The 24120-nt window shown below is 29.6% G+C and carries 28 protein-coding genes and 2 tRNA genes; 25 read left to right on the top strand and 5 right to left on the bottom strand.

All coding sequences use genetic code 11. The annotated features are described in order from the left end of the window. Positions 1 to 162: 162 nt before the first annotated feature. The 4 genes from ftsY to ACY2RW_RS03580 all read right to left on the bottom strand — a co-directional run bounded on the left by ftsY (position 163) and on the right by ACY2RW_RS03580 (position 2716). Positions 163 to 1137, bottom strand: coding sequence for a signal recognition particle-docking protein FtsY (gene ftsY, locus ACY2RW_RS03595; protein ID WP_490121333.1), 975 nt, complete (start codon positions 1135 to 1137; stop codon positions 163 to 165). Positions 1138 to 1397: 260 nt separating this feature from the next. Beyond that, positions 1398 to 1655 (bottom strand): DUF6952 family protein, encoded by a 258-nt coding sequence (locus ACY2RW_RS03590; protein WP_490121332.1) that lies wholly within the window; start codon positions 1653 to 1655, stop codon positions 1398 to 1400. A gap of 97 nt (positions 1656 to 1752) precedes the next feature. Next, entirely contained in the window at positions 1753 to 2061 is a 309-nt protein-coding gene (locus ACY2RW_RS03585) for a thioredoxin family protein (protein WP_490121331.1), read from the bottom strand. Between the two features lie 7 nt (positions 2062 to 2068). Further along, entirely contained in the window at positions 2069 to 2716 is a 648-nt protein-coding gene (locus ACY2RW_RS03580; protein WP_490121330.1) for a peroxiredoxin, read from the bottom strand. Between the two features lie 256 nt (positions 2717 to 2972). Here ACY2RW_RS03580 and katG point away from each other — a divergent pair, with 256 nt between their 5' ends. After that, positions 2973 to 5174, top strand: a complete 2202-nt coding sequence (gene katG, locus ACY2RW_RS03575) for a catalase/peroxidase HPI (protein ID WP_490121329.1) — start codon at positions 2973 to 2975, stop codon at positions 5172 to 5174. 770 nt (positions 5175 to 5944) lie between these two features. Here katG and ACY2RW_RS03570 read toward each other — a convergent pair. Further along, complete coding sequence (locus ACY2RW_RS03570) at positions 5945 to 7036, bottom strand: formylglycine-generating enzyme family protein (RefSeq protein ID WP_490121328.1); 1092 nt, start codon at positions 7034 to 7036, stop codon at positions 5945 to 5947. A 155-nt stretch (positions 7037 to 7191) separates the two neighbouring features. Here ACY2RW_RS03570 and ACY2RW_RS03565 point away from each other — a divergent pair, with 155 nt between their 5' ends. The 24 genes from ACY2RW_RS03565 to udk all read left to right on the top strand — a co-directional run bounded on the left by ACY2RW_RS03565 (position 7192) and on the right by udk (position 24120). Then, positions 7192 to 7848, top strand: coding sequence for a TetR family transcriptional regulator C-terminal domain-containing protein (locus ACY2RW_RS03565; protein WP_490121327.1), 657 nt, complete (start codon positions 7192 to 7194; stop codon positions 7846 to 7848). A gap of 10 nt (positions 7849 to 7858) precedes the next feature. Continuing rightward, positions 7859 to 9163, top strand: a complete 1305-nt coding sequence (locus tag ACY2RW_RS03560) for an ABC1 kinase family protein (RefSeq protein ID WP_490121326.1) — start codon at positions 7859 to 7861, stop codon at positions 9161 to 9163. Beyond that, positions 9163 to 9795 carry a flavin reductase family protein gene (locus ACY2RW_RS03555; protein WP_490121325.1) on the top strand — a complete coding sequence of 211 codons (633 nt, stop codon included), beginning with the start codon at positions 9163 to 9165 and terminating at the stop codon, positions 9793 to 9795. The genes ACY2RW_RS03560 and ACY2RW_RS03555 overlap by 1 nt, the downstream gene beginning before the upstream one ends. Continuing rightward, complete coding sequence (locus tag ACY2RW_RS03550) at positions 9792 to 11213, top strand: SDR family oxidoreductase (protein ID WP_490121324.1); 1422 nt, start codon at positions 9792 to 9794, stop codon at positions 11211 to 11213. The genes ACY2RW_RS03555 and ACY2RW_RS03550 overlap by 4 nt, the downstream gene beginning before the upstream one ends. A gap of 6 nt (positions 11214 to 11219) precedes the next feature. Then, on the top strand, positions 11220 to 11360 hold the full coding sequence (locus ACY2RW_RS03545) for a DUF2256 domain-containing protein (protein WP_490121323.1): 141 nt from the start codon (positions 11220 to 11222) through the stop codon (positions 11358 to 11360). Continuing rightward, complete coding sequence (locus ACY2RW_RS03540) at positions 11330 to 12640, top strand: DASH family cryptochrome (protein ID WP_490121322.1); 1311 nt, start codon at positions 11330 to 11332, stop codon at positions 12638 to 12640. The genes ACY2RW_RS03545 and ACY2RW_RS03540 overlap by 31 nt, the downstream gene beginning before the upstream one ends. Position 12641: 1 nt before the next feature. After that, positions 12642 to 14174 (top strand): cryptochrome/photolyase family protein, encoded by a 1533-nt coding sequence (locus ACY2RW_RS03535; protein WP_490121321.1) that lies wholly within the window; start codon positions 12642 to 12644, stop codon positions 14172 to 14174. Further along, positions 14164 to 15654: a cryptochrome/deoxyribodipyrimidine photo-lyase family protein gene (locus ACY2RW_RS03530; protein ID WP_490121320.1), complete on the top strand. Its 1491-nt coding sequence runs from the start codon at positions 14164 to 14166 to the stop codon at positions 15652 to 15654. Before ACY2RW_RS03535 ends, ACY2RW_RS03530 begins: the two co-directional genes overlap by 11 nt. Before the next feature lie 90 nt (positions 15655 to 15744). Further along, on the top strand, positions 15745 to 16179 hold the full coding sequence (locus tag ACY2RW_RS03525) for a hypothetical protein (RefSeq protein ID WP_490121319.1): 435 nt from the start codon (positions 15745 to 15747) through the stop codon (positions 16177 to 16179). A gap of 8 nt (positions 16180 to 16187) precedes the next feature. Beyond that, positions 16188 to 16463 (top strand): TIGR03643 family protein, encoded by a 276-nt coding sequence (locus ACY2RW_RS03520; RefSeq protein ID WP_490121318.1) that lies wholly within the window; start codon positions 16188 to 16190, stop codon positions 16461 to 16463. A gap of 61 nt (positions 16464 to 16524) precedes the next feature. Beyond that, positions 16525 to 17223 (top strand): GTP cyclohydrolase I FolE, encoded by a 699-nt coding sequence (gene folE, locus ACY2RW_RS03515; protein ID WP_490121317.1) that lies wholly within the window; start codon positions 16525 to 16527, stop codon positions 17221 to 17223. Between the two features lie 3 nt (positions 17224 to 17226). Next, a complete protein-coding gene (locus tag ACY2RW_RS03510) occupies positions 17227 to 17451 on the top strand; it encodes a hypothetical protein (protein ID WP_490121316.1) in 225 nt (74 codons plus the stop codon). 73 nt (positions 17452 to 17524) lie between these two features. Next, complete coding sequence (locus tag ACY2RW_RS03505; RefSeq protein WP_015480840.1) at positions 17525 to 17740, top strand: hypothetical protein; 216 nt, start codon at positions 17525 to 17527, stop codon at positions 17738 to 17740. 8 nt (positions 17741 to 17748) lie between these two features. Further along, complete coding sequence (locus ACY2RW_RS03500; protein ID WP_490121315.1) at positions 17749 to 18432, top strand: SDR family NAD(P)-dependent oxidoreductase; 684 nt, start codon at positions 17749 to 17751, stop codon at positions 18430 to 18432. 9 nt (positions 18433 to 18441) lie between these two features. Then, positions 18442 to 18915 carry a glutathione peroxidase gene (locus tag ACY2RW_RS03495; RefSeq protein ID WP_490121314.1) on the top strand — a complete coding sequence of 158 codons (474 nt, stop codon included), beginning with the start codon at positions 18442 to 18444 and terminating at the stop codon, positions 18913 to 18915. Positions 18916 to 19010: 95 nt separating this feature from the next. Further along, complete coding sequence (locus ACY2RW_RS03490; protein ID WP_490121313.1) at positions 19011 to 19184, top strand: Lacal_2735 family protein; 174 nt, start codon at positions 19011 to 19013, stop codon at positions 19182 to 19184. A 1-nt stretch (position 19185) separates the two neighbouring features. Continuing rightward, positions 19186 to 19647: a TspO/MBR family protein gene (locus ACY2RW_RS03485; RefSeq protein WP_490121312.1), complete on the top strand. Its 462-nt coding sequence runs from the start codon at positions 19186 to 19188 to the stop codon at positions 19645 to 19647. 1 nt (position 19648) lies between these two features. Then, positions 19649 to 20113 (top strand): SRPBCC family protein, encoded by a 465-nt coding sequence (locus ACY2RW_RS03480; protein ID WP_490121311.1) that lies wholly within the window; start codon positions 19649 to 19651, stop codon positions 20111 to 20113. A gap of 64 nt (positions 20114 to 20177) precedes the next feature. Next, the gene (locus ACY2RW_RS03475; protein WP_490121310.1) at positions 20178 to 21482 is read left to right on the top strand and encodes a cryptochrome/photolyase family protein; all 1305 of its coding nucleotides are present in this window, start codon (positions 20178 to 20180) and stop codon (positions 21480 to 21482) included. Positions 21483 to 21635: 153 nt separating this feature from the next. Beyond that, positions 21636 to 21998 (top strand): SnoaL-like domain-containing protein, encoded by a 363-nt coding sequence (locus tag ACY2RW_RS03470; RefSeq protein WP_490121309.1) that lies wholly within the window; start codon positions 21636 to 21638, stop codon positions 21996 to 21998. A 121-nt stretch (positions 21999 to 22119) separates the two neighbouring features. Further along, positions 22120 to 22193, top strand: a tRNA-Thr gene (locus ACY2RW_RS03465). A gap of 65 nt (positions 22194 to 22258) precedes the next feature. Beyond that, a tRNA-Pro gene (locus ACY2RW_RS03460) sits at positions 22259 to 22333 on the top strand. A 107-nt stretch (positions 22334 to 22440) separates the two neighbouring features. Next, positions 22441 to 23442: an NAD(P)H-dependent glycerol-3-phosphate dehydrogenase gene (locus ACY2RW_RS03455; protein ID WP_490121308.1), complete on the top strand. Its 1002-nt coding sequence runs from the start codon at positions 22441 to 22443 to the stop codon at positions 23440 to 23442. A gap of 72 nt (positions 23443 to 23514) precedes the next feature. Beyond that, complete coding sequence (udk, locus tag ACY2RW_RS03450; RefSeq protein WP_490121307.1) at positions 23515 to 24120, top strand: uridine kinase; 606 nt, start codon at positions 23515 to 23517, stop codon at positions 24118 to 24120.

The raw sequence follows: 24120 nt of genomic DNA, 5'->3' as shown, positions 1-24120 counted from the left end.
CAAAAAAAATGGAAACAACCAATTCATAATTGAGAACTAATACTTAATCAATTTTTGGCTATAATTGAAAAAAGGGTTCAACTCTAAATAAGTTAAACCCTCTGAAATTTTATTTACACAAAATCTTGGACAGTGCCTTTATCTTATACTTTTCTTCATAGTTTATTTAAAAAAAGAATCTACAAATTCTACTTTATTGAACACCTGCAAATCATCTATCCCTTCTCCTACTCCAATATATTTTACAGGAATTTGGAATTGATCAGAAATACCAATTACGACTCCACCTTTTGCTGTTCCGTCTAATTTTGTAACAGCTAAAGAAGTTACTTCTGTTGCTTTGGTAAACTGCTTAGCTTGTTCAAATGCATTTTGTCCTGTAGAACCATCTAGCACTAATAAAACATCATGAGGAGCATTTGCTACTACTTTTTGCATTACACGTTTTATTTTTGTTAGTTCGTTCATTAAATTTACTTTATTGTGTAAACGCCCAGCTGTGTCTATAATTACCACATCTGCATTTTGATTCACTGCAGATTTTAATGAATCGAAAGCAACTGAAGCTGGATCTGAACCCATTTCTTGACGTATAATTGGCACCTCTGTTCTGTCTGCCCAAACTTGTAATTGGTCTATGGCTGCTGCTCTAAAAGTATCTGCTGCTCCTAAAACAACTTTTAATCCTTGTTTTTTAAATTGACTTGCTAATTTACCAATGGTAGTTGTTTTACCAACTCCATTAACACCTACAACCATTAAAACATAAGGCATTTTATTTCCAGAAGCATCATTTGGTATTTCTGGAATTTTAAATTCTGTTTCGTTACCCAAATTAGTTTCAGACAATAATCCTGCTATTTCTTCTCTAAGAATTTTATTTAACTCGTCTGTACCAACGTATTTATCTTTGGCTACTCTTGCTTCTATTCTATCTATAATTTTTAATGTGGTATTTACACCTACATCTGATGCTACTAAAACTTCTTCTAAATTATCTAAAACATCATCATCTACTTTAGATTTACCTGCTACTGCTTTGGTTAGTTTACCAAAGAAACTTTCTTTAGATTTTTCTAAACCTTTGTCTAAGGTTTCTTTTTTTTCTTTTGAAAATATTTTTTTAAAAAAACTCATATTTTTCTTTTATACTATAGAATGAATACGTTAAAAAACGTGCCATTTGTTGGGTTTGGTCAAATTGTCATTAAATAGGCCAGCGTTAGCGATTGAAACGACATCCTTTTTTGTTTTTTACAAAAAAGATATAGTGGAAAGCGCGACCTTTAGGTAACGCCCAAAAATACGTAATTATAAGGCACAAAAAAAACTACCTTGTAAAATTGCAAAGTAGTTTTTTATTTGGTGTAAAAGTATAGATTATAAATAGTTACAATTTAATTATCTATAGACCCTAAAACACGTTTCATAAAAGAATTTAATGCTTCTTTTTTTGGTGTGCCTTTTTTTATCATTTTATCTATCTCTACTGCTCCATATAAATTAGAAATTAACTCTCCAATAACATCTAGTTCTTCATCTTTTAAAGACGATACTTCTGTTAAGCTTTCTAGAGTTTCAATTGTTTCTAATATATAATCTTGATCGTTTTCTTCGATAAAATTAGTTAAGTGTTTTATTACTGGTAACTTCATAATCCCATCCTAACCTTCCCAAAGGAAAGGAACTTTTTTTGTTAAATTAAATTATTAAAACTTCTAAATATGAATAGTTAAACGCTTTTCTAATTTACTAAACTATTTCTTTAACCAGATCTTTTAACACATCAAACTTATTGGTTTGTACTTGATTTACAAATTTACCATCTACAAATGTTGCAAATGTTGGCAAACTACTTACATCTGCAAATTCTCTACTTGCTGGAAATTTTTCTGCGTCTACAATTACAAATTTAACGGTATCAATTTCTGTTGAAAGCTTTTTAAACTTAGGTTTCATTATTCTACAATTTCCACACCAAGTCGCAGAATATTGAACAACAACTTTATTGTTTCCTTCTATAATTACATGTAGGTTATCTTCTGTTAATTCTTGTAACATAACAATATTAGTTTAAGTAAGCTGCTAAATACTCTGCAGTTCCTTTTGCATTAGGTGCCATTGCTGTTTTACCTTCTTCCCAATTTGCAGGACAAACTTCTCCGTTTTTTTGAACGTGAGCATACGCATCAATCAATCTTAAAAACTCACTTACATTTCTTCCAACTGGCATGTGATTAACTCCTTCATGAAAAACAGTTCCTTCTTCATCAATTAAATACGTTGCTCTGTAAGTTACGTTGTCTCCTTCTACTTGAATTGTTTGTGAAGCTTCATCAAAAGTTTCATTAGTAATATCTAAAATACCTAAAACTGAAGATAAATTTCTATTACTGTCTGCTAAAATAGGGTAAGTAACTCCTTCTATACCTCCATTTTCTTTAGATGTACTTAACCAAGCAAAATGCACTTCTGGTGTATCACAAGAAGCACCAATTACAATTGTATTTCTTTTTTCGAATTCTCCTAAAGCTGCTTGAAAAGCGTGCAATTCTGTTGGACAAACAAATGTAAAATCTTTAGGATACCAGAATAACAAAACTTTTTTACCGCTTTTTTGTGCTTCTTCTAAAACATTTAATTTAAATGTATCTCCCATTTCATTCATTGCATCTACGCTTAAATTTGGAAATTTTTTACCAACTAATGTTGCCATTTTATATAATTTTTATAGTTTAATATTCTTTTTTCAGTTGGCAAAAATACATGGTAAAAACAGTTAAAAAAACAAACTAAAAATTTTATTTTTTATATTACAATAAGAATTATTTATGTTGGAATTCCTTAAATTATTTAGTGCCCCTAAATAGATAAATCTATAGTTTTATATTATAACAATATAAAAAGTATAGATAAAAATTATCAAAATAAAAATTGTAAATTTGGATTAAGAATTTCTAAAAAAACATATAATGGATAATACAAACAGTTTTGACATTAACAAAGACAGCGAAAAATGCCCTTTTTTAAGCGGCTCTCAAAAAAAAACTGCAGGAGGAGGAACTAATAATAGAGATTGGTGGCCTAATGAGTTAAAATTAAATATTTTACGTCAAAATGCTTCAAAATCTAATCCTTTAGGTGAGGAGTTTGATTACAAAAAAGCATTTAATAGTGTAGATTTTGCTACTTTAAAACAAGATGTAATTGATTTAATGACAGATTCGCAAGATTGGTGGCCTGCAGATTATGGACATTATGGAGGTTTTATGATTAGAATGGCTTGGCATAGTGCAGGTACCTACAGAGTTGGAGATGGACGAGGAGGAGCTGCTTCTGGCACACACAGATTTGCACCTTTAAATAGTTGGCCAGATAATGGAAATTTAGACAAAGCTCGTCTACTTTTATGGCCCATAAAAAAGAAATATGGAAACAAAATTTCTTGGGCAGACTTAATGATTTTAGCAGGAAACTGTGCTTTAGAGTCTATGGGATTTCCAACCTTTGGTTTTGCTGGAGGAAGAGAAGATGTTTGGGAACCAGAGCAAGATATTTATTGGGGAAGCGAAACTGGTTGGTTAGATAATGATGAAAGATATGATACAAGTGATGGTGATTTAGAAGGACATTTAGGTGCAGTTCACATGGGATTGATTTATGTAAATCCAGAAGGGCCTAATGGAGTTCCAGACCCATTAAAATCTGCACACGACATTAAAATTACTTTTGGTAGAATGGCTATGAATGACGAAGAAACAGTTGCTCTAGTAGCTGGTGGTCATACTTTTGGAAAAGCTCATGGTGCAGCAGATCCAGAAAAATATGTGGGTACAGAACCACATGGAGCATCTATTGAAGAAATGAGTACTGGTTGGAAAAACACATTTCAATCTGGTGTTTTAGATGATACCATTACAAGTGGTATTGAAGGAGCTTGGACTCCTAACCCCACAAAATGGGATGCAGATTATTTTGATGTATTATTGAATTATGATTGGGAATTAACTAAAAGCCCTGCTGGCGCACATCAATGGACACCAAGTAATCCTGATGCAAAAAGAGCGCCAAAAGCTGGTGGAAATGGAACACAAGCTTTAATGATGACAACTGCAGATATGGCATTAAAAATGGACCCAACATATAGAAAAATATCTGAACGTTTTCATAAAGATCATAAAGCATTTGAAGATGCTTTTGCAAGAGCTTGGTATAAACTAACACATAGAGATATGGGACCAATTGATCGTTATTTAGGCCCTGAAGTACCAGAAGAAGAATTATTATGGCAAGATCCAATTCCTAAAGTGAATTATACTTTAAGTGATGTTGATATAGAAACTTTAAAAAAGATGATTTCTAATAGTAATTTATCTGTTTCTGAATTGGTAAAAACTGCTTGGGCTTCTGCATCTACATTTAGAGGTTCTGACAAACGGGGTGGAGCAAATGGAGGTAGAATTCGTTTAGAACCTCAAAGAAATTGGGCTGTAAACAATCCAGACGAATTAAAGAAAGTATTAGCTGTTTATGAAGGCATTCAAAATGACTTTAATGGTGAAGTTTCTATGGCAGATCTAATTGTTTTAGCAGGAAATGTTGGTGTAGAAAAAGCAGCTAATAATGCTGGTTATACTGTTACTGTACCTTTTACACAAGGAAGAGGAGATGCCTCTCAAGAACAAACAGATTTAGAATCTTTTGGCTATCTAGAACCTTTAGCAGATGGGTTTAGAAATTACATAAGTCCTAAATTAGATGTTGCTGCTGAAGATTTGTTAGTAGATAGAGCCAATTTATTAACACTTTCTATTCCAGAAATGACTGTTTTAGTAGGTGGTTTAAGGGTTTTAGGTTCTAATTATGATAATTCTAAACATGGAGTGTTTACTGATAAAACAGGAAGTTTAACAAACGATTTCTTTACAAATATCCTTGATTTTTCATTAACATGGAAAGCTGCTAATTCTGAAGAAAAAGAATTTATTGGAAGGGATAGAAAAACAAACGCAATGAAATTCTCTGGAACTCGTGCTGATTTAATTTTCGGTTCTAATACAGAATTAAGAGCTGTAGCAGAAGTTTATGGAGCAAATGATGGACAAGAAAAATTTGTAAATGATTTTATTGCTGCTTGGACAAAAGTGATGAATTTAGATAGATTTGATTTATAAATCAAGATTATTATTATAATTGGCTTAATGGCCAAAAATAGTTGGTAAATTCTTCTGTAATTCTTATTATTTTGATTAAAAAAAAAAGTTTATTGAAACCAGTTTCAATAAACTTTTTTTGTGTGATGATTACTTTTGATGGTCAAAAATCTATTTTAAAAGCTATTAAAAAAGTATACAAAAAGCTAACTATAAAGCTGTCAAGTTCATATTCAAAGGTATTTTAAATATGGTTAACTAAAAAACTCAAAAAGTAATGCTAGACATGATTTAAAAGAAATTACCTTAAAAATGAATTTGATTCACAATTATCAAAATTTAAATTTTTGGCTTTTAGATTTACAGAGCTGGAATGAAAAGTATCAGAGTTATATCAACCAAAAAAGCTATAATTTAGAGACAGGAAGATACTGGTATATGCATAAAATAGCAAAAAATCCTTTATGAATACTCACAGAGCTTTACCAAATATGTTTCACTATCTAGAGAATCCTAGAATAACAAAGAAAACAAACTCTATTGAAGTTTTTTTGGACATAAAAAAATCACTTAAATATATCATACAAACGTAAAAAGCAATATTTAATTTGGTACTAAATATTTAAAAATGAGTAATAAGTTTTTTTAGCCATAAAATTAACTTGAATAATATAAAGATTTTTTATTTAAAAATTATCAACCATTTTGGGCATCATTGTATTTTTTTTTAAGTTTTTTTTTAAAAATTCAATAAGAATTTATCATGCTGTCACTCTCATTAAAATCAAATTTTATTTAGATAACATTTCTTTAGTAGCAACTGTTCTAAAACCAATATGATCCGAACTTGAACTTGGCTCCATTCCCATTTTTGCTGAAATTCTAAAACTTGCACAATAAGATTCATGACACAAGAAAGATCCACCTTTCATAACATACTCTATTTGATAAGGATTGCTTGGTGAATAAGATTTATCTGCACCTTTTGGATTTTTTAACACTTCATCTGGGTTTAAAGTTTGATAATAATTTACATTAAACAAGTCTGTTGTCATTTCCCAAACATTTCCAGCCATGTCATATAACCCAATATTATTTGGTGGATAGGATTTTATTGGAGAAATATATTCAAAACCATCTTCAGAAATATTTTCTGTAGGAAAGACTCCTTGCCAAGTATTTGCATTATTATTCAAATCTTTAAACTTATTTCCCCAAGTGTAAATATTATCTTCAAATTTTCCTTGTGCTGCAGATTCCCATTCTGCTTCTGTAGGCAATCTTCTATTAGACCACTTACAATAAGCCTGAGCATCTTCTAAACCAACATGTACAACAGGAAAATTATCTTTCCCTTTAATAGAACTTCCTGGACCTTCTGGTTGTTTCCAATTTGCACCAACTTGCCATTTCCACCATTGACCATAATTTGCCATAGAAACCACACCTTTTGCATGTTTGTTAAAAATTAAACTTCCAGGTTGTAAAATAGAATCTGCAGGTTTTGGAGTTCCTGGAGGTAAATCTTTCTTAATCACTTCCCAATCTATAGGTCTTTCTGCAACTGTAACATATTTTGTAGCTTCTACAAATTTTCGAAACTGTTTATTAGTTACTTCGTGTACATCTATATAAAATCCATCAACTTCTACTCTATGTGCAGGTTTTTCTCTTGGCATTGCATATTTATCAGAAGCTTTTGCCCCCATTAAAAAAGTTTTTTTAGCTACCCAAACCATTCCTTCTGGGGTTGCAACATTATCATTTTTTGTAGTTGATTTTACAACTTCTTTCTGATTTTCTTTTTTCTTTTTATCACAACTAATTATAAAAAGAGAAAGTGTTAAAAAAGCAAATAATAATGGCTTAAAATTAAGTTTCATAAAAATAATTTAGGATTTTAAAACAAATATAAATATTCTATTGTCTTTAATATTTAAATGAAAGAAAATCATTTCTACTTTTAACAAAAAATTATTGTTTAACAAATGATTAAATAAATTAAACATTTGTATCTTTACTTAAAATTAATATAATTATGGCTCGCAAAAAAAACATCACCAAAGACAACATTATTTCTTGGTATATGGAATTTGTTTTAGAAAACAATCATCAACCAAAATCTGTTTTCAGTTTTGCAAAAGAAAATAACTTTGAAGAATCTGATTTTTATAAATTCTATGGGTCTTTTGAAGCAGTAGAGGAATCTATTTTTTCAGAATTCTTTCATCATACAATAACAATTTTGCATAAAAGCGATGATTATCAAAACTATGATGCTAAAAATAAATTACTAAGTTTTTATTTTACTTTTTTCGAAATCTTAACAGCCAACAGAAGTTATGTTGTTTATGTTTTAGAAGGTGTAAAAAAAGACCTAAAAAAACTAAAATCATTAAAGTCTTTAAAAACAGAATACACAAAATTTGTTGAAGATTTAAACATTGAAAGAATTGAGTTGAAACAAGAAACTTTAGAAAAAATTCAGAACACTTCTATCAAAGAATCTTCTTGGATGCACTTAGTAATCACAATAAAATTTTGGTTAGATGATGTTTCTCCATCCTTTGAAAAAACAGATATTTTTATTGAAAAATCAATCAATGCTCGTTTTGATTTAATGGATATTAAGCCTTTAAAAAGTATTATTGATTTTGGGAAATTCATTTTAAAAGAAAAAGTAAATTTTAACTAAGACAGAAGCTATGAAAACTATAGATTCCATTCCAACTTCCAAAATGCAACGTGCATCTAAATTAGTAACCACTGGTGCTAAAATTGGTGTAAATTATTTAAAATATTATGGTGATAAAATTACCAAAACAGAAGTTGAGGCAAAAGCACGTTTAAATGAAAACAATGCTGAGGATATTTATGATGGTTTGAAAAAATTAAAAGGTAGTGCTTTAAAAGTTGCCCAAATGTTGAGTATGGAAAAAAGCATTTTACCTCAAGCTTATGTAGAAAAATTTTCGCTTTCTCAGTTTTCTGTCCCACCACTTTCTCCAGCTTTAGTTACCAAAACTTTTAAAAAGTATTTTGGCAAAAATCCTAATGAAATTTATGACAAATTTGAAGCTGTCTCTGTAAATGCAGCAAGTATTGGTCAAGTTCATAAAGCAGAAAAAAACAAAAAGAAATTAGCTGTTAAAATTCAATATCCAGGTGTAGCAGAAAGCATAGCTTCAGATTTAGCCTTGGTAAAACCCATTGCTATTAAAATGTTTAATATTAGAGGAAAAGATTCTGATAAATATTTTAAAGAAGTTGAAAACAAGTTGGTTGAGGAAACCAACTATATATTAGAAGTTGAACAAAGTCAAGCTATTGTAGAAGCATGTAAACACATACCAAATTTAAATTTTCCCAATTATTATCCTGAATTATCTTCAGATAGAATTATTACGATGGATTGGATGAATGGCGTGCATTTATCAGAATTTAAATTCAAAAACCAAGAAACTGCAAATAAACTGGGACAAGCTTTGTGGGATTTTTACATGTTTCAAATTCATAAATTACAAAAAGTACACGCAGACCCTCACCCTGGAAATTTTTTAATTTCTCCAGAGAACAACTTAATTGTAATAGATTTTGGTTGTATGAAAACAATTCCCAATGATTTTTATGTTCCATATTTTGAATTGGCAAAAAAAGAAAACCTTAGCAACCCAACTTATTTTGAAGAAAAACTATTTGAATTAGAAATTTTAAGAAAAGATGATTCTAAAGAAGAGTTGGTGTTTTTTAGAGCAATGTTTCATGAAATGTTAAGTCTTTTTACACAACCTTTTCACCAAGAAATATTTGATTTTTCTGATGAAGTATTCTTCGGAAAATTATCAGAACTTGGAGCTAAATATGCAAAAAGCACAGAACTTAAAAACATGAATGGAAATAGGGGTTCCAAGCATTTTATTTACATCAATAGAACATTTTTTGGCTTATATAATTTAATGCACGATTTAAAAGCAAAAGATATTAAAATTAATAATTACAAATCTTACTAATGGCTTTTTTCAACTTTAGTGATATACAGAATTTAGAAAAAATATACAAAATAAACTTAATAAATAGTTGCTCTGGATTTAAATCTGCGAATTTATTAGCTTCTATTTCAAAAGAAGGAATCACCAATGTTGCTGTTTTTAGTTCTGTAACACATTTAGGCTCTAACCCACCAACTTTGGGGTTTGTTTTAAGACCTACAACTGTGCCAAGAAACACTCATAAAAATATAAAAGAATTAGGTTTTTTTACCATTAATCATATTTATGAAGATATTATTGATGATGCACATCATACTTCTGCAAAATATCCAGAAGAAATATCTGAGTTTGATATGACAAATTTAGAAGAAGAATACAAAGGCAATTTTAAGGTACCATTTGTAAAAAACAGTCCAGTGCAAATGAGTATGAAATTTGTAGAAGAAATTTATGTTCCTTCAAATGATGTGATGTTAATTGTAGCTCAAATTCAAGAACTATATATTAAAGATGAATTGCTAGAAAAAGATGGTCTTATCAATCTATCAAAAGGAAACGTAGCAACCATAAATGGTTTAGACACGTATGCAATTCCTAAATTTAAAAAACAACTTTCTTATCAGAGACCTAAAAAAACAGAAAAAAGTGTATGAAAATTCTTGTAACAGGTGCAACAGGTTATATTGGTAAACGTTTAATTCCGCTATTACTAAATGATGGGCATACCATAATTTGTCCTGTTAGAGACAAGAAAAGAGCAGAAAGTTATTTTAAAAGTCAAAAAAATATTGAATTAATAGAGGCAGATTTTTTAAACGCTCACTCGCTTTCTGCCATTCCAAAAGACATAGAAACTGCCTATTATTTAATACATTCTATGTCTAATTCTGCAAAAGAATTTCATACTTTAGAAGAAAAATGCGCATATAACTTTAAGCGTTTTGCAGAAATATCTTCTCTAAAACAAGTTATTTATTTAAGCGGAATTACAAACGACACAAAACTATCTAAACACTTATTATCAAGAAAAAACGTAGAAATTGCACTCGCTTCAAAAAAATATGCGTTAACAACTTTTAAAGCAGGTATTATTGTAGGTTCTGGAAGTTCTTCTTTTGAAATTATAAGAGATTTGGTAGAAAAATTACCAGCAATGATTGCACCAAAATGGTTAAATACTAAAACACAACCTTTGGCAATTAGAGATGTACTAACTTTTTTACACAAATCTTTGGGTAAAAAAGAATTATACAACACTTCTCACGACATTTTTGGTCCAGAAATTTTGACTTACAAAGAAATGTTGTTGCAATTTGCAGAAGTAAGAAAATTAAAAAGGTGGATTTTTACAGTGCCAATAATGACTCCAAAACTCTCCTCATATTGGTTGTACTTTGTTACTTCTACCTCTTACAAATTAGCAAGTTCTCTAGTTAATTCTATGGGTGTAGAAGTAATTGGAGTAAAAAGTAATATTAATAAAATTATTGGAGTTAAACCTATGAGCTATAAAAAAGCTGTAGAATTGGCTTTCAAAAAAATAGAACAAAATAGTATTATTTCTAGTTGGAAAGATTCTTACGTTAGTAGTGGTAAATTAAAAAATTATGTTCATGAATTTGTGAATGTTCCAGAATATGGCTGCTTTAAAGATTTCAAAAAAAGAAAAGTAAAAAATAGAGAAAAAACCTTAAATAAAATCTGGGCAATTGGTGGAGAAACTGGTTGGTATTATGGAACATTTCTTTGGAAAATACGTGGGTTTATAGATCAGTTTTTTGGAGGTGCAGGTTTACGAAGAGGAAGAAGACATCCAACACAATTATACGCAGGTGATGCATTAGATTTTTGGAGAGTTATTTATGCTGATAAAGAAAAAGGAAAACTATTGTTGTATGCAGAAATGATTTTACCTGGAGAAGCTTGGTTAGAATTTAAAATTGAAGATGGTTTTTTGTATCAAACTGCAACTTTTAGACCTCATGGTTTGGCAGGTAGATTGTATTGGTATGCAGTGATGCCTTTTCATTGGTTTGTTTTTAATGGTATGATAAACAACATTAACAAATAGTTTTTTTTGAAAAAAGAACATCTTCCATCCAAAGATTGCCCAGTTTGTAAGAGACCTTTTACATGGAGAAAAAAATGGGAGAAAAATTGGGATAACGTAAAATATTGTAGCAAAAAATGCAGCAAAAACAAAGCAAAACAGGGTTAGTTTGGTTTAGAAATAATCTAAGAGTTAAGGATAATATTTCTTTAACCAAAGCAACTAAAAATCATCATAAAGTAATTGCTGTTTACTTTTTTGACCCAAAATATTTTGTCAAAGACCCATTTGGTTTTTTAAAAACAGAAAAGTTTCGAGCAAAGTTTTTAATTGAAACTATAAACAATTTACAGAAAAATTTAGCAAACCTAAATATTACACTTTTCACCTATTTTGAGAGCCCTGAAAATAAATTACACACACTTTGTGATGATTTTCTAGTAGATACAATTTATACTCAAAAAGAATGGACTACAGAAGAAGTCCAAACAAACAATCTTGTAAACAAAACCATTTCAGAAAATATAAAACTTGGAGAAGATTATGATCAATTTTTGTATCATCCAGATTTAGTCTCGAAAGATTTTTCTAAAATACCTAACACTTTTACTGTTTTTAGAAAAAAGATTGAAAAAACAGTAACCATACAAAACAAAGTATCTGTAACAAAAAAACCTACAGAAAATCTCATTAAAAACAACACTCAAATTCCTACTCTCAAAGACTTGGGCTTTTCAGTTTTTCATGTTCCTAATAAAACAGCATTTCCGTATTTAGGAGGAGAGAATAAAGCTTTAGAAAGATTAGAATATTATTTTTTTGAAACAAAAAAAGTTGGTTTTTACAAAAAGACAAGAAATGGTTTAATAGGGAAAGATTATAGCTCAAAATTTTCTCCTTGGCTTGCAAATGGTAGCATTTCTGCAAAAACTATTTATTGGAAAATAAAAGAATATGAAGCTCAATTTGGTGCAAATCAATCTACTTATTGGGTAATTTTTGAATTGATTTGGAGAGATTATTTTAAATACATTTCTTTAAAATACAATACTAAAATTTTTAAAATAGGAGGCATATTAGATAGAGATTACAATTGGAATGTTAATGAAAAAATCATTCAACAATGGATTCAAGGTAAAACAAAAGACCATTTTGTTAACGCCAATATGATAGAACTCAAAGAAACTGGATGGATGAGCAATAGAGGAAGACAAAATGTTGCATCATACTTTGCTAAAGAATTGTTGCAAGACTGGAGAATTGGTGCTGCTTATTTCGAATCGATGCTGATTGATTACGATGTACATAGCAACTATGGAAATTGGATGTACGTAGCTGGTGTTGGAAATGACCCAAGAGATAGAAAATTCAATACAAAATTGCAGGCAGAACGTTATGACCCAAATTATAAATACCGAAAGTTATGGCTAGAAAAAACGTTATTTTAAAATGAAAAAATTGCGATTAATTTTAGGAGATCAGCTAAACAGCCAGCATTCTTGGTTTTTAGAAACCGATAAAAACGTTACATATTGTTTTTTTGAAATGCGTCAAGAAACAGATTATGCAACACATCATATACAAAAAGTAGTTGGTTTTTTTGCTGCAATGAGAAATTTTGCTGGCGAATTAAAAAAAGCAAATCATAATATAATTTACTTTCATATTAATGATAAAAAAAACACCCAGAATTTAGTAGAAAATCTTTCGTTCTTAATCGAAGAACATCATATTGAGAAATTCGAATATCAACAACCAGATGAATACAGGTTAGACCAACAATTGCAAAATTTTTCTAAAAATTTAAAAATTGAATTTCAAAAATTTTCAACAGAACACTTTTATACAGAAAGAGAAGAATTAGCCACATTTTTCAAAGGAAAGAAACAATATTTGATGGAAAATTTCTACAGAAATATGCGTAAAAAACATCAAATATTAATGGTAGATAAACAACCTGAAGGTGGTAAATGGAATTACGATGCAAGCAATAGAAAAAAATGGAAAGGAGATGCATTAATTCCGCCAGAAATTAATTTTGATAATAATGTTGAAAATATTTTAAATGATATAAAAAAGACCAACATAAAAACTATTGGTAAAATTCATCCTAAATACTTTGAATATCCTATTTCAAGAAAGCAATCTTTAGCTCAGTTAGACTATTTCTGTGAACATTTATTAATTCATTTTGGAGATTACCAAGATGCTATGCATACAGATAAAATCTACCTTTTTCATAGTAGGATTTCATTTGCTATGAACACAAAAATGATTTCACCAAGGGAAATTATAAATAAGACTTTAGAAACTTACAGAGCAAGAAAAGAAGAAATCGATATTTCTCAAGTAGAAGGTTTTATAAGACAAATCTTAGGTTGGCGAGAATATATGAGAGGTATGTATTGGATGTTGATGCCAGATTACAAAAAAGAAAACTTTTTAGATAATAACAACAAATTACCAGACTTCTTCTGGACTGGAAAAACAAAGATGAATTGCTTAAAAAATGCCATCAATAATTCTTTAGATAATGGATATGCACATCACATTCAAAGATTAATGATAACTGGCAATTTTGCGCTATTAACACAAATTCATCCAAATGAAATTGATGCTTGGTATTTGGGTATTTATGTAGATGCAATTGAGTGGGTACAATTACCTAATACAAGAGGAATGAGCCAATTTGCAGATGGTGGTAAAATCGCTACAAAACCCTACGTTTCTAGCGGAAGTTACATTCATAAAATGAGCAATTATTGTGATACTTGTGTTTATGATAAAAAGAAAAAGTTCGAAAAAAACGCATGCCCTTTCAACACTTTATATTGGAACTTTTTAGATGATAAAAAAGCACAATTATCTTCTAACTTTAGAATGAAAATGATGTATAGCTTGTTAAATAAAATGTCTACAGAAGAAAGAACAAAAATAAAAGAAAAAGCAAGTCATATTATAGAAAACGTTAATGAGTATTAATAAAGAAGAAATACATGTTGTTTGGTTAAAACGTGATTTACGTTTACAAGATAATGAGGCAATTTATAATGCTTTGCAAACCAAAAAACGTGTACTTTTTTTATATGTTTTCGAATCTTCTTTATTAAAAGACCCTCATTATGATACGCGTCATTGGAACTTTATCAAACAATCTATAAACGATTTAAATACACAATTAAAAAAATACGATTCTAGAGTTTTAGCTATTAAAACAGAAGTAATTTCTGCTTTTAATCAACTTTTAAATTCTTATAAAATTAACACTGTTTTTTCGCATCAAGAAACTGGATTATTGGTTACCTACAATAGAGATAAAGATTTTGCAAGGTATTGCAGAAACAACTCAATAAAGTGGATAGAGAACAACAACAATGGTGTTTTAAGAGGCTTATTAAATAGAGAAGACTGGTTCGAAAAATGGGATGCATACATGGATGCTAATCAGTTTAAAATTGAACTAAATTCTGATAAACTTCTCAGCGTAAATGAAATTTCAGCTTTAGAGAAGTACTTTATTATTGAGTGCCTAAAAACTCCTGAGAATAGAAATTTCCAGAAAGGAGGTACAGAAATGGCTTGGAAATACGCGAATACTTTTTTTGAAACACGCCATAAAAACTACATGTATCATATTTCTAAACCAGCATTAGCAAGAGAAAGTTGTAGCAGATTATCACCATACATTGCTTGGGGAAATGTTTCCATTCGTCAAATTTTTCAAAAAGCAGAAGAATTTAAAAATGAAACAAACAAAAAACATTTAGGCGCATTTGTATCTCGTTTGCGTTGGCAAGCTCACTTTATTCAGAAGTTTGAAATGGAACATATTATGGAACATGAGAGCATTAATAAAGGATATCAAAAATTAAAAAAAAGTGTTTCATTACAATATCAACAAGCATGGAAAGAGGGCAAAACAGGTTTTCCAATTGTAGATGCTTCTATGAGATGCTTAAAAGAAACTGGGTATTTAAATTTTAGAATGAGAGCAATGCTCATTTCATTTTTTACTCACATTTTATGGCAACCTTGGCAAGCTGCCTCTCAACACTTGTCTCAATTATTTTTAGATTTTGAGCCAGGAATTCATTTTCCACAACTACAAATAAACGCTGGTGAAACTGGTATAAATATTCTTAGAATTTACAACCCAATAAAAAACAGTTTAGAGCATGATGCAGATGCTATTTTCATTAAAAAATGGGTGCCAGAATTGGCTAATTTACCTTTGCCATTTATTCATGAACCCTATTTAATGACCAATTTAGACCAACAGTTTAACAACTTTATTTTAGGAGATGATTACCCTAAACCAATTATAGATGCAAAATCTGCAAGAAAAAAAGCAAGTGATATTCTTTGGAGACTCACAAAAAACCCAAAAGTTTTACAAGAGAGTTATCGTATTTTAAAAAAACACACTATTTCAGACAGAAATAAAATGCTCAAAAATGATTAACTCTCACTTTCCTAACAAATTATAATGTTATGTTAATTTTTGTTTAACAATTTCAAATATAAATTAAACATTATTATATTTGATGTGTAAATGATATATAATACTACACATACAAATAAAGAAGCAGTTGCAATTTTTAATGATTTATTAGGCAAATCCTATTCATTCTTAAAAGCAATAAAATTAGGTGGTGTAGGTTCTAAAAGAATGATGATTGATGAGGTAAGTCCTGGTTTTTACAAGTATATGAATTCTGTTTCAGACATTAACTACGCAAATTTAGAACTTAGAGAAAAAGGAATTTTGGTACATATTAACAAAGGTTTACAAACATTTAGTTGGGCAATTCCTTTTTATCAATTACACACTTACAAGACAAGTGGGTTTAGCATTCATGCACAAGGTAATTTTGTAAGATTTAAAAATAACAAGCTACTAAAAGAAAACAAGATGTTTATTGATAAAATCATAGACTTAAAAATAAAAAATGACAAACAGTACGAATTTTATGAACCCATAAATTAATTCTATAGATGACACAGTTAGATGGTATAGCTATTGATAGAATTATAGAAATGGCTTGGGAAGACAGAACAACTTTTGAAGCAATACAATTTCAATTTGGATTAAAAGAACAGGAGGTTATTAATTTAATGCGAAAAGAAATGAAGCCAAAAAGCTTCAAAATGTGGCGAAAAAGAGTGCAAGGAAGAAAAACAAAACATCAAGAATTAAGAACTTTCGAAAAAGGAAGATTTAAATGTTCTAGACAAAAAACAATATCAAATAACTCTATAGCAAAAAGATAACAAATCGTGCTTTGCTTTTAAGATTAGAGTACTTAAAGACAGCACATTAAAAAGACAAAAAATGATTACAGAAACCTTATTAAAAGAAAAAGAAGTATCAGAAAAACTTAACGGTTTTTCAATTGAAGAAGTTGGAGATGACCACCTCTTTACAGGTTTAAAAACTCCAATGAAAAAAGATGCTTTTAAACTTTCTGATAATGAAAAGAAACAAAAAATAGCACATTTATTTTCTGAAATAATGGATGTTATGGGGTTAGATCTAAAAGATGATTCATTAAAAGGCACTCCAAAAAGAGTTGCCAAAATGTATATAGACGAAATTTTTTCTGGCTTAAATCCTGCCAACAAGCCAAAAGTGGCATTGTTTGATAATAAATATCAATACAACCAAATGTTGGTAGAAAAAAACATTACTTTTTATTCTAATTGCGAGCATCATTTTGTTCCTATAATTGGTAAAGCACATGTTGCATATATTTCTTCTGGAAAAGTAATTGGCTTATCTAAATTAAATAGGATTGTGCAATATTTTGCCAAAAGACCTCAAGTACAAGAAAGATTAACCAATCAAATTGCTGAGGAATTAAAAGCCATTTTAAACACAGAAGATGTTGCTGTTATAGTAGACGCAAAGCATCTTTGTGTATCATCTAGAGGTATTAAAGACGATACCTCATCAACAGTTACCTCTTATTTTGGTGGTAAATTTAATAATCAAGAAAAAATTACAGAATTACAAAACACTTTAAAATATTAAATTATGGAGTTAATAAACAAAGCTTTAGAATTTGAAACTAGAAAAATGAGATTTCCAACTACGAGTGATCGTATTTTGGCAGCAAGAGAAGCAAAATCATTAATCTTAAGTTTAAACGAAGTTTACAAAGAAAGTAAAGATCAAAAACTAATGGATATTATGAAACGTTTAACTGCAATTAAGCAAAGAATTGAAAAACGTCTTAAAGGAAAACCATTAACAGCATAATTAACTCCAATTTTTCTTGCATTTCTAACTTTTATATTTATATTGCCAAATTAGATAAAAGCAAAAATATAGAATGGAATTATTAGAGAGAGCTACTGAGTTTGAAAACAGAAAATTTTCGTTTAAAACTACTAGTGATAGAATTTTAGCTTCTAGAGAAGTTAAAGCACTAATTTTAGAATTAAATGAAGTTTATAAATTAGAAAAAGATCCAGAAATTATGGATCAAATGAAGCGCTTAACAGCAGTTAAACAAAAAATTGAAAAGCGCTTAAAAGGTAGAAGATAAAGCGCATTATGAATAAAATTTTAGTGATTGGTGGAAGCAAAGGAATTGGAAATTCTATTATCAATTCTTTATTAAAAGATAATAAGATAATTAATATTAGTAGAACTCCTCCTCTGCTTTCCCACACTAATTTAACACACCACTCTTGTGATATACTTACAGAAGATTTACCATCTGTAGAAGAAATAGACACTTTAATCTATTGTCCTGGAAGTATCAACCTTAAACCAATTTCTAGACTCAAATTAGAAGATTTTAGAAATGATTTTGAAATAAATGTTGTGGGAGCAGTAAAAGCCATTCAACAATATTTACCAAAATTAAAAAACGGAAACAATCCATCTATTTTATTATTTAGCACAGTTGCTGCCAAATTAGGTATGCCTTTTCACGCAAGTGTAGCAGCAGCAAAATCTGCTGTAGAAGGTTTAACAAAATCTTTAGGAGCAGAATTGGCTCCAACAATTCGTGTTAATGCAATTGCACCTACAGTAACAGACACAGACTTAGCTTCTAAACTTTTAAGAAATGAGAGAATGATTGACAATATTACTGAACGTCATCCTCTTAAAAAGTTTTTAAAGCCTAATGAGGTTGCAGATTTGGCAACTTTTTTAATTTCTGATAAAGCAACTTCCATTTCTGGTCAAATTTTTGAGTTAGACTGCGGAATTGTAAGTTTTAAAATTTAATTCCAAACTATGAGCAATATATATGATATAGAGATTAATAGTCTCCAAAATTCGCCTATACAAATTTCAAAATTTAAAGGAAAATTCATCTTATTTGTAAATGTAGCTTCTAAATGTGGCTTTACTTCACAATATAAAGAGTTAGAAGAACTGAGCAATCAATACAAAGAAAACCTAGTTGTAATTGGAGTTCCTTGCAATCAATTTGGGAAACAAGAACCAGGAAACGCTTCAGAAATACAAGAATTTTGTGAAGTAAATTATGGGGTTTCTTTTTTAATTACAGAAAAAGTAGATGTAAAAGGTATAAATCAACATCCTTTATATACTTGGTTAACAAGTAGAGAATTTAATAACAAAAAAAGTTCTACTGTAAAATGGAATTTCCAAAAATACTTGGTTTCACCTGAAGGAAAATTAATCGATTATTATTTTTCAATTACAAAACCATTGAATTCTAAAATTACTAAACACCTAATATAAAATATTACCTATTTCCTCGAATGCAATAGAGAGTTTCATATAATTATAGTTCTCGACTGCGTTAAAACAGACAAAATCTAACTAAAACTAAAGCTATGTTCGGACTTTTCAAAAAGAAATCAGCAGTAGAAAAATTACAAGAAAAATATAAAAAATTGATGGAAGAAGGTTTTAAACTGCAATCTATCAACAGAAGTGATAGTGATCAGAAATATTTAGAAGCAGACAATCTATTAAAAGAAATAGAAAAGTTGAAAGCAAATTCTTAAAATGAAACAATTAAAGCTTACTATATTATTTTTAATCATCAATTTTGGTGGCTTAGCAATTGGAAATTGGTTGATGAAAAATGGTCCAATGACAGATTGGTACATCAACTTAAACAAAGCTCCTTGGACACCTCCAGGTTGGGTTTTTGGTGTTTCTTGGACGTTGATTATGATTTGCTTTTCAATCTATTTAGGCAAACTTTTTTCTAAAGAAAACACAAAAAAAATGCAACTTGTTTTTCTGTTTCAATTTATATTAAATGTCAGTTGGAATTTTATTTTCTTCAACCAACATTTGGTTTTATTTGGGTTGATAAACTTGATATTACTCACTTCGCTCCTCTTTTATTACTTCTTTAAATTAAGTGATAAAGTAAAAAATTATAAATATTTATTACTTCCATATATGATTTGGTTGTGCATTGCAACCTCTTTAAATCTTTATGTTTTAATACACAATTAAAATGAAAATATATACACTTCATAAAAAACAAAATTTACCTATTTCATTAGAAAAAGGTTGGGAGTTTTTGTCAAATCCGAAGAATTTAAAAACAATTACTCCAGATTATATGAGTTTCGATATACTTTCTGGAGCAGACAGACCTATGTTTCCTGGGCAGATAATTCAGTATATTGTAACACCAATTTTGGGGATAAAAACAAAATGGGTCACAGAAATTACGCATGTAAAAGACAAAGAATACTTTGTAGACGAACAACGTTTTGGACCTTATGCTTTATGGCACCATAAACATTTTATCAAAGAAATTAAAGGTGGTGTAGAAATGGAAGACATCATTGATTACAAAGTACCTATGGGAATTTTAGGGCAAATGGTGCATCCTTTTTTAGTGAAGCCAAAATTGGAAGAAATATTTGCATACAGACAAAAAAAATTAGTAGAAATTTTTGGAGAATACAAGTAAAAGGTATTTTAGTGTCTTCTCGAGCGCAGTCGAGAGGTTATTATTAAAAATTAAGATTTAGTAAATGAAAAACAAAATAAATATTTTTTGGTTTCGACGCGATTTAAGATTAGATGATAATATCGGTTTTTACAATGCTTTAAAAAGTGATTATCCTGTTCTTCCAATTTTTATTTTTGATGAAAATATTTTAAATAAACTACCAAAAGACGATGCAAGAGTCACTTTTATTTTTGATGAATTGCAGAAAATGAGAAAAACTTTGCAGGAAGAAAATGATAGTAGTTTGGCAATTTTTCATGGAACTCCAAAAGAAATTTATCAAAATTTAATAAAGGATTATAAAGTTGATACTGTTTTTACGAATAGAGATTACGAACCGTATGCAAAAGAAAGAGACGAAGAAATAGAAAAATTATTAGCAGATAATAACATCAATTTTAAAACTTTTAAAGACCAAGTAATTTTTGAAAAAGATGAAGTTGTAAAAAAAGACGGAAGCCCTTATGTGGTTTATACTCCTTATATGAAAGTTTGGAAAGAACAATTTAAAACCTATAATTTAGATATTTATTACACCAATTCTTTCTTAAAAAACTTAGTAAAAAACACACGTTTACCAAACGTTTCGCTGTCTGATTTAGGTTTTACCAAATCCAAACAAAAAATAGAAGATTATGATGTTACACCTACGTTAATTCAAGAATACGAAGACACTAGAAATTTTCCTGCAAAAGATGCTACTTCCAAATTAGGTCCACATTTACGATTTGGAACAGTAAGTATTCGAAAAATGATTAAAAAAGCCACTTCAGAAAAAAACGAAATTTTTTGGCAAGAATTAATTTGGCGTGAATTTTTTATGCAAATTCTTTGGCATTTTCCACACACGCACAAAGAAGCTTTCAAATCGAAATACGATAGAATTGAATGGAGAAATAACGAAGAAGAGTTTAAAAAATGGTGTGAAGGACAAACTGGTTATCCTTTAGTAGACGCAGGAATGCGTCAATTAAACCAAACAGGTTTTATGCATAACAGGGTAAGAATGTTGGTTGGGAGTTTTTTATGCAAACATTTATTAATCGATTGGAGATGGGGAGAAGCCTATTTTGCAGAAAAATTGCACGATTATGAAATGGCTAGTAACGTAGGTAACTGGCAGTGGGTTGCAGGTTCTGGTGTTGATGCATCTCCATATTTTAGAATTTTTAACCCAACAACTCAAATTAAAAAGTTTGATAAAGATTTAGCATATATCAAAAAATGGGTGCCAGAATTTCAAGAACTAACCTATGTTAAAGAAATTGTAGATCATAAAGAGGCCAGAGAGCGTTGTTTAAAAGTTTACAAAGAAGCTGTAAGTTAAAAAGGCTCTCTAAAAATTGGCTTTACTGTCGTCTTCAAAGCAGTCAAACTAATACTTTTCATAAAGCATTATGCATTTAAAATTCTAACAATAATTTAATATTCTCTTTTTTATTTTTTTCATAACTTTAAAGTCAATCAAAAAAACAAAATTATGAATACCCAAGAAGTAGCACAAAAATGGAAACAAATGTGCCAAGAAGGAAAAAATTTAGAGTGCATCCAAGAATTATACGCAGACAATGTAGTAAGTAGAGAAATGCCTGGTGTACCAAGTGGAGAGGTTGTCTCTGGTAAAGAAAATGTTTTTGAAAAAAGCAAACAATGGTTAGAAGATGTAGAAGAGTTTCATAGTAGTGAAATTTCTGAACCTGTTGTTGCAGATAATCATTTTACAAGTAAAATGAGTTTTGACGTAACATTTAAAAGTAGAGGAAGGCAACAAATGGAAGAAGTTTGCGTTTTTGAAGTGCAGAATGGAAAGATTGCCAACGAGCAATTCTTTTACACAATGTAAAATTATTTATTCTTGACTTTAAAAGCTTCAGTATCTGAAGCTTTTTTTTGTAAAAAAAATAAATTTATTTTGGTAGTTTTTAAATTTTATACTTTATTTGCGCACTCAAAATTCAAAAAAAGCCGATGTAGCTCAGCTGGCTAGAGCAGCTGATTTGTAATCAGCAGGTCGTGGGTTCGAGTCCCTCCATTGGCTCTTTATAAAAATCTCAAAATAATATTTATTTTGAGATTTTCTTTTTTAAATTTATCAGTAAATTTCGGGATGTAGCTTAGTTCGGTTAAAGTGCTGGTCTGGGGGACCAGAGATCGGAGGTTCAAATCCTCTCATCCCGACACTTTTTTTCTTTTTCTGCTTAAAATTTAAAATCTTTATATTGCAGTAATCTTGTAATTTGCTTTTTTAAATCAGAAAAAGCAGCTTTAATTTTAAATTTATTTATATGAAACTAAAAGTAGGCTTATTGGGTGCAGGTTCTTGGGGAACAACTGTAGCTTGTTTAACTGCAAAGAATAGTGATACAATTATATGGGCAAGAGATATAAATACAACCAATGAAATTAATCAATTTAAAACCAATAAAAAATATTTACCCAATGCAGAATTACACAAAGGTTTGGTTGCATCAAATTCTATAAAAGAAACTGTAGAAAATGCAGATGTTATTGTCATGGGTATTCCTTCTCAAAGTTTTAGAAGCGTTTTAGAAAAAGCAAAACCCCATATAAGGCCTTGGGTACCCATAGTTAGCTTGGCAAAAGGTTTAGAAATTAGCACTAAAATGAGGATGAGTCAAATTATAGAAGAAATAATGCCTGGTCATCCTGCTGGAGTATTAACAGGTCCTAATTTAGCCAAAGAAATTCACTTTGGTAAAGCTGCAGCTGCTGTTATTGCAATGGTAGATAAATCTATTGCCAAAAAGTTACAAACTGTTTTTAACTCTGGTTTGTTTAGGGTATATACAAATACAGATGTAATTGGTTGTGAATTAGGAGGCGCTTTAAAAAATATAATGGCAATTGCAGCTGGAATGAGTGATGGAGCTAATGCTGGCGAAAACACACGCTCTGCATTAATAACAAGAGGATTATCAGAAATTTCAAGATTAGGAATTGCAATGGGTGGTAAACAGAGAACTTTTGCTGGCTTAGCTGGTATGGGCGATTTAATTGTTACCTGTTCAAGCTCAAAAAGTAGAAATCATCATGTTGGTTATGAATTAGGAAAAGGCAAAAAGCTAGATCAAATTATTAATAACATGAATGAGGTTGCAGAAGGTGTTAAAACTGCTAAAATTATCATGGAATTAGCAAAAGAATACAATATAGACATGCCAATATCTAATGAAGTATACAAAGTATTGTATGAAGGAAACACTGTTTTTGATGCTTTTAAGGGCTTAATTACTCATGAAGTGGGGTCAGAGAAAGAACCAGGATAAGCTTTAAAAAACAACACAATATTCTAAAATCTTTATTATTTTAGTGCTCTAAATTATACCAATTAAAATCTTATGCTAATCATTGGAATTGCTGGAGGAACAGGAAGTGGTAAAACTACTGTTGTAAATCAAATTGTAAAACAACTACCCACAGATGAAGTTTGTGTAATTTCTCAAGATTCTTACTACAAAGCTACTGATGATCTATCTTACGAAGAAAGAACAAAAATAAATTTTGATCATCCAAGAGCAATAGACTTTGATTTGTTGGTAAAACATCTTAAAAAATTGAAAACAGGAGAATTTATTGAGCAACCTGTTTACTCTTTTGTAACCCATAACAGAACAAAAGATACTGTAAAAACACATCCTAGAAAAGTAGTAATTGTAGAAGGAATTTTAATATTTAACAGCAAAGAATTAAGAAATTTGTTTGATATTAAAATATTTGTTCATGCAGATACTGATGAGCGTTTAATAAGAAGAATTCGAAGGGATATTACAGAAAGAGGTAGAGATATTGACGAGGTTTTAAATCGTTATCAAGACACTTTAAAACCTATGCATCAACAATTTATAGAACCCACTAAAAACTTTGCAGATCTTATAATACCTAATGACAGATACAATACTGTTGCTATAGATATTGTTAGAACCGTAATTAACGAAAGGCTGTAG

It is taken from the genome of Polaribacter sp. 2305UL8-11 (assembly GCF_058147165.1).
Note: the sequence above shows the minus strand (reverse complement) of the source record. Positions and strands in the feature narration are given on the sequence as shown.

Coding starts and splice junctions, on each gene's coding strand:
- ftsY (WP_490121333.1), bottom strand. CDS start 1,137: ATGAGTTTTTTTAAAAAAATATTTTCAAAAGAAAAAAAAGAAACCTTA.
- ACY2RW_RS03590 (WP_490121332.1), bottom strand. CDS start 1,655: ATGAAGTTACCAGTAATAAAACACTTAACTAATTTTATCGAAGAAAAC.
- ACY2RW_RS03585 (WP_490121331.1), bottom strand. CDS start 2,061: ATGTTACAAGAATTAACAGAAGATAACCTACATGTAATTATAGAAGGA.
- ACY2RW_RS03580 (WP_490121330.1), bottom strand. CDS start 2,716: ATGGCAACATTAGTTGGTAAAAAATTTCCAAATTTAAGCGTAGATGCA.
- katG (WP_490121329.1), top strand. CDS start 2,973: ATGGATAATACAAACAGTTTTGACATTAACAAAGACAGCGAAAAATGC.
- ACY2RW_RS03570 (WP_490121328.1), bottom strand. CDS start 7,036: ATGAAACTTAATTTTAAGCCATTATTATTTGCTTTTTTAACACTTTCT.
- ACY2RW_RS03565 (WP_490121327.1), top strand. CDS start 7,192: ATGGCTCGCAAAAAAAACATCACCAAAGACAACATTATTTCTTGGTAT.
- ACY2RW_RS03560 (WP_490121326.1), top strand. CDS start 7,859: ATGAAAACTATAGATTCCATTCCAACTTCCAAAATGCAACGTGCATCT.
- ACY2RW_RS03555 (WP_490121325.1), top strand. CDS start 9,163: ATGGCTTTTTTCAACTTTAGTGATATACAGAATTTAGAAAAAATATAC.
- ACY2RW_RS03550 (WP_490121324.1), top strand. CDS start 9,792: ATGAAAATTCTTGTAACAGGTGCAACAGGTTATATTGGTAAACGTTTA.
- ACY2RW_RS03540 (WP_490121322.1), top strand. CDS start 11,330: ATGCAGCAAAAACAAAGCAAAACAGGGTTAGTTTGGTTTAGAAATAAT.
- ACY2RW_RS03535 (WP_490121321.1), top strand. CDS start 12,642: ATGAAAAAATTGCGATTAATTTTAGGAGATCAGCTAAACAGCCAGCAT.
- ACY2RW_RS03530 (WP_490121320.1), top strand. CDS start 14,164: ATGAGTATTAATAAAGAAGAAATACATGTTGTTTGGTTAAAACGTGAT.
- ACY2RW_RS03525 (WP_490121319.1), top strand. CDS start 15,745: ATGATATATAATACTACACATACAAATAAAGAAGCAGTTGCAATTTTT.
- ACY2RW_RS03520 (WP_490121318.1), top strand. CDS start 16,188: ATGACACAGTTAGATGGTATAGCTATTGATAGAATTATAGAAATGGCT.
- folE (WP_490121317.1), top strand. CDS start 16,525: ATGATTACAGAAACCTTATTAAAAGAAAAAGAAGTATCAGAAAAACTT.
- ACY2RW_RS03510 (WP_490121316.1), top strand. CDS start 17,227: ATGGAGTTAATAAACAAAGCTTTAGAATTTGAAACTAGAAAAATGAGA.
- ACY2RW_RS03505 (WP_015480840.1), top strand. CDS start 17,525: ATGGAATTATTAGAGAGAGCTACTGAGTTTGAAAACAGAAAATTTTCG.
- ACY2RW_RS03500 (WP_490121315.1), top strand. CDS start 17,749: ATGAATAAAATTTTAGTGATTGGTGGAAGCAAAGGAATTGGAAATTCT.
- ACY2RW_RS03495 (WP_490121314.1), top strand. CDS start 18,442: ATGAGCAATATATATGATATAGAGATTAATAGTCTCCAAAATTCGCCT.
- ACY2RW_RS03490 (WP_490121313.1), top strand. CDS start 19,011: ATGTTCGGACTTTTCAAAAAGAAATCAGCAGTAGAAAAATTACAAGAA.
- ACY2RW_RS03485 (WP_490121312.1), top strand. CDS start 19,186: ATGAAACAATTAAAGCTTACTATATTATTTTTAATCATCAATTTTGGT.
- ACY2RW_RS03480 (WP_490121311.1), top strand. CDS start 19,649: ATGAAAATATATACACTTCATAAAAAACAAAATTTACCTATTTCATTA.
- ACY2RW_RS03475 (WP_490121310.1), top strand. CDS start 20,178: ATGAAAAACAAAATAAATATTTTTTGGTTTCGACGCGATTTAAGATTA.
- ACY2RW_RS03470 (WP_490121309.1), top strand. CDS start 21,636: ATGAATACCCAAGAAGTAGCACAAAAATGGAAACAAATGTGCCAAGAA.
- ACY2RW_RS03455 (WP_490121308.1), top strand. CDS start 22,441: ATGAAACTAAAAGTAGGCTTATTGGGTGCAGGTTCTTGGGGAACAACT.
- udk (WP_490121307.1), top strand. CDS start 23,515: ATGCTAATCATTGGAATTGCTGGAGGAACAGGAAGTGGTAAAACTACT.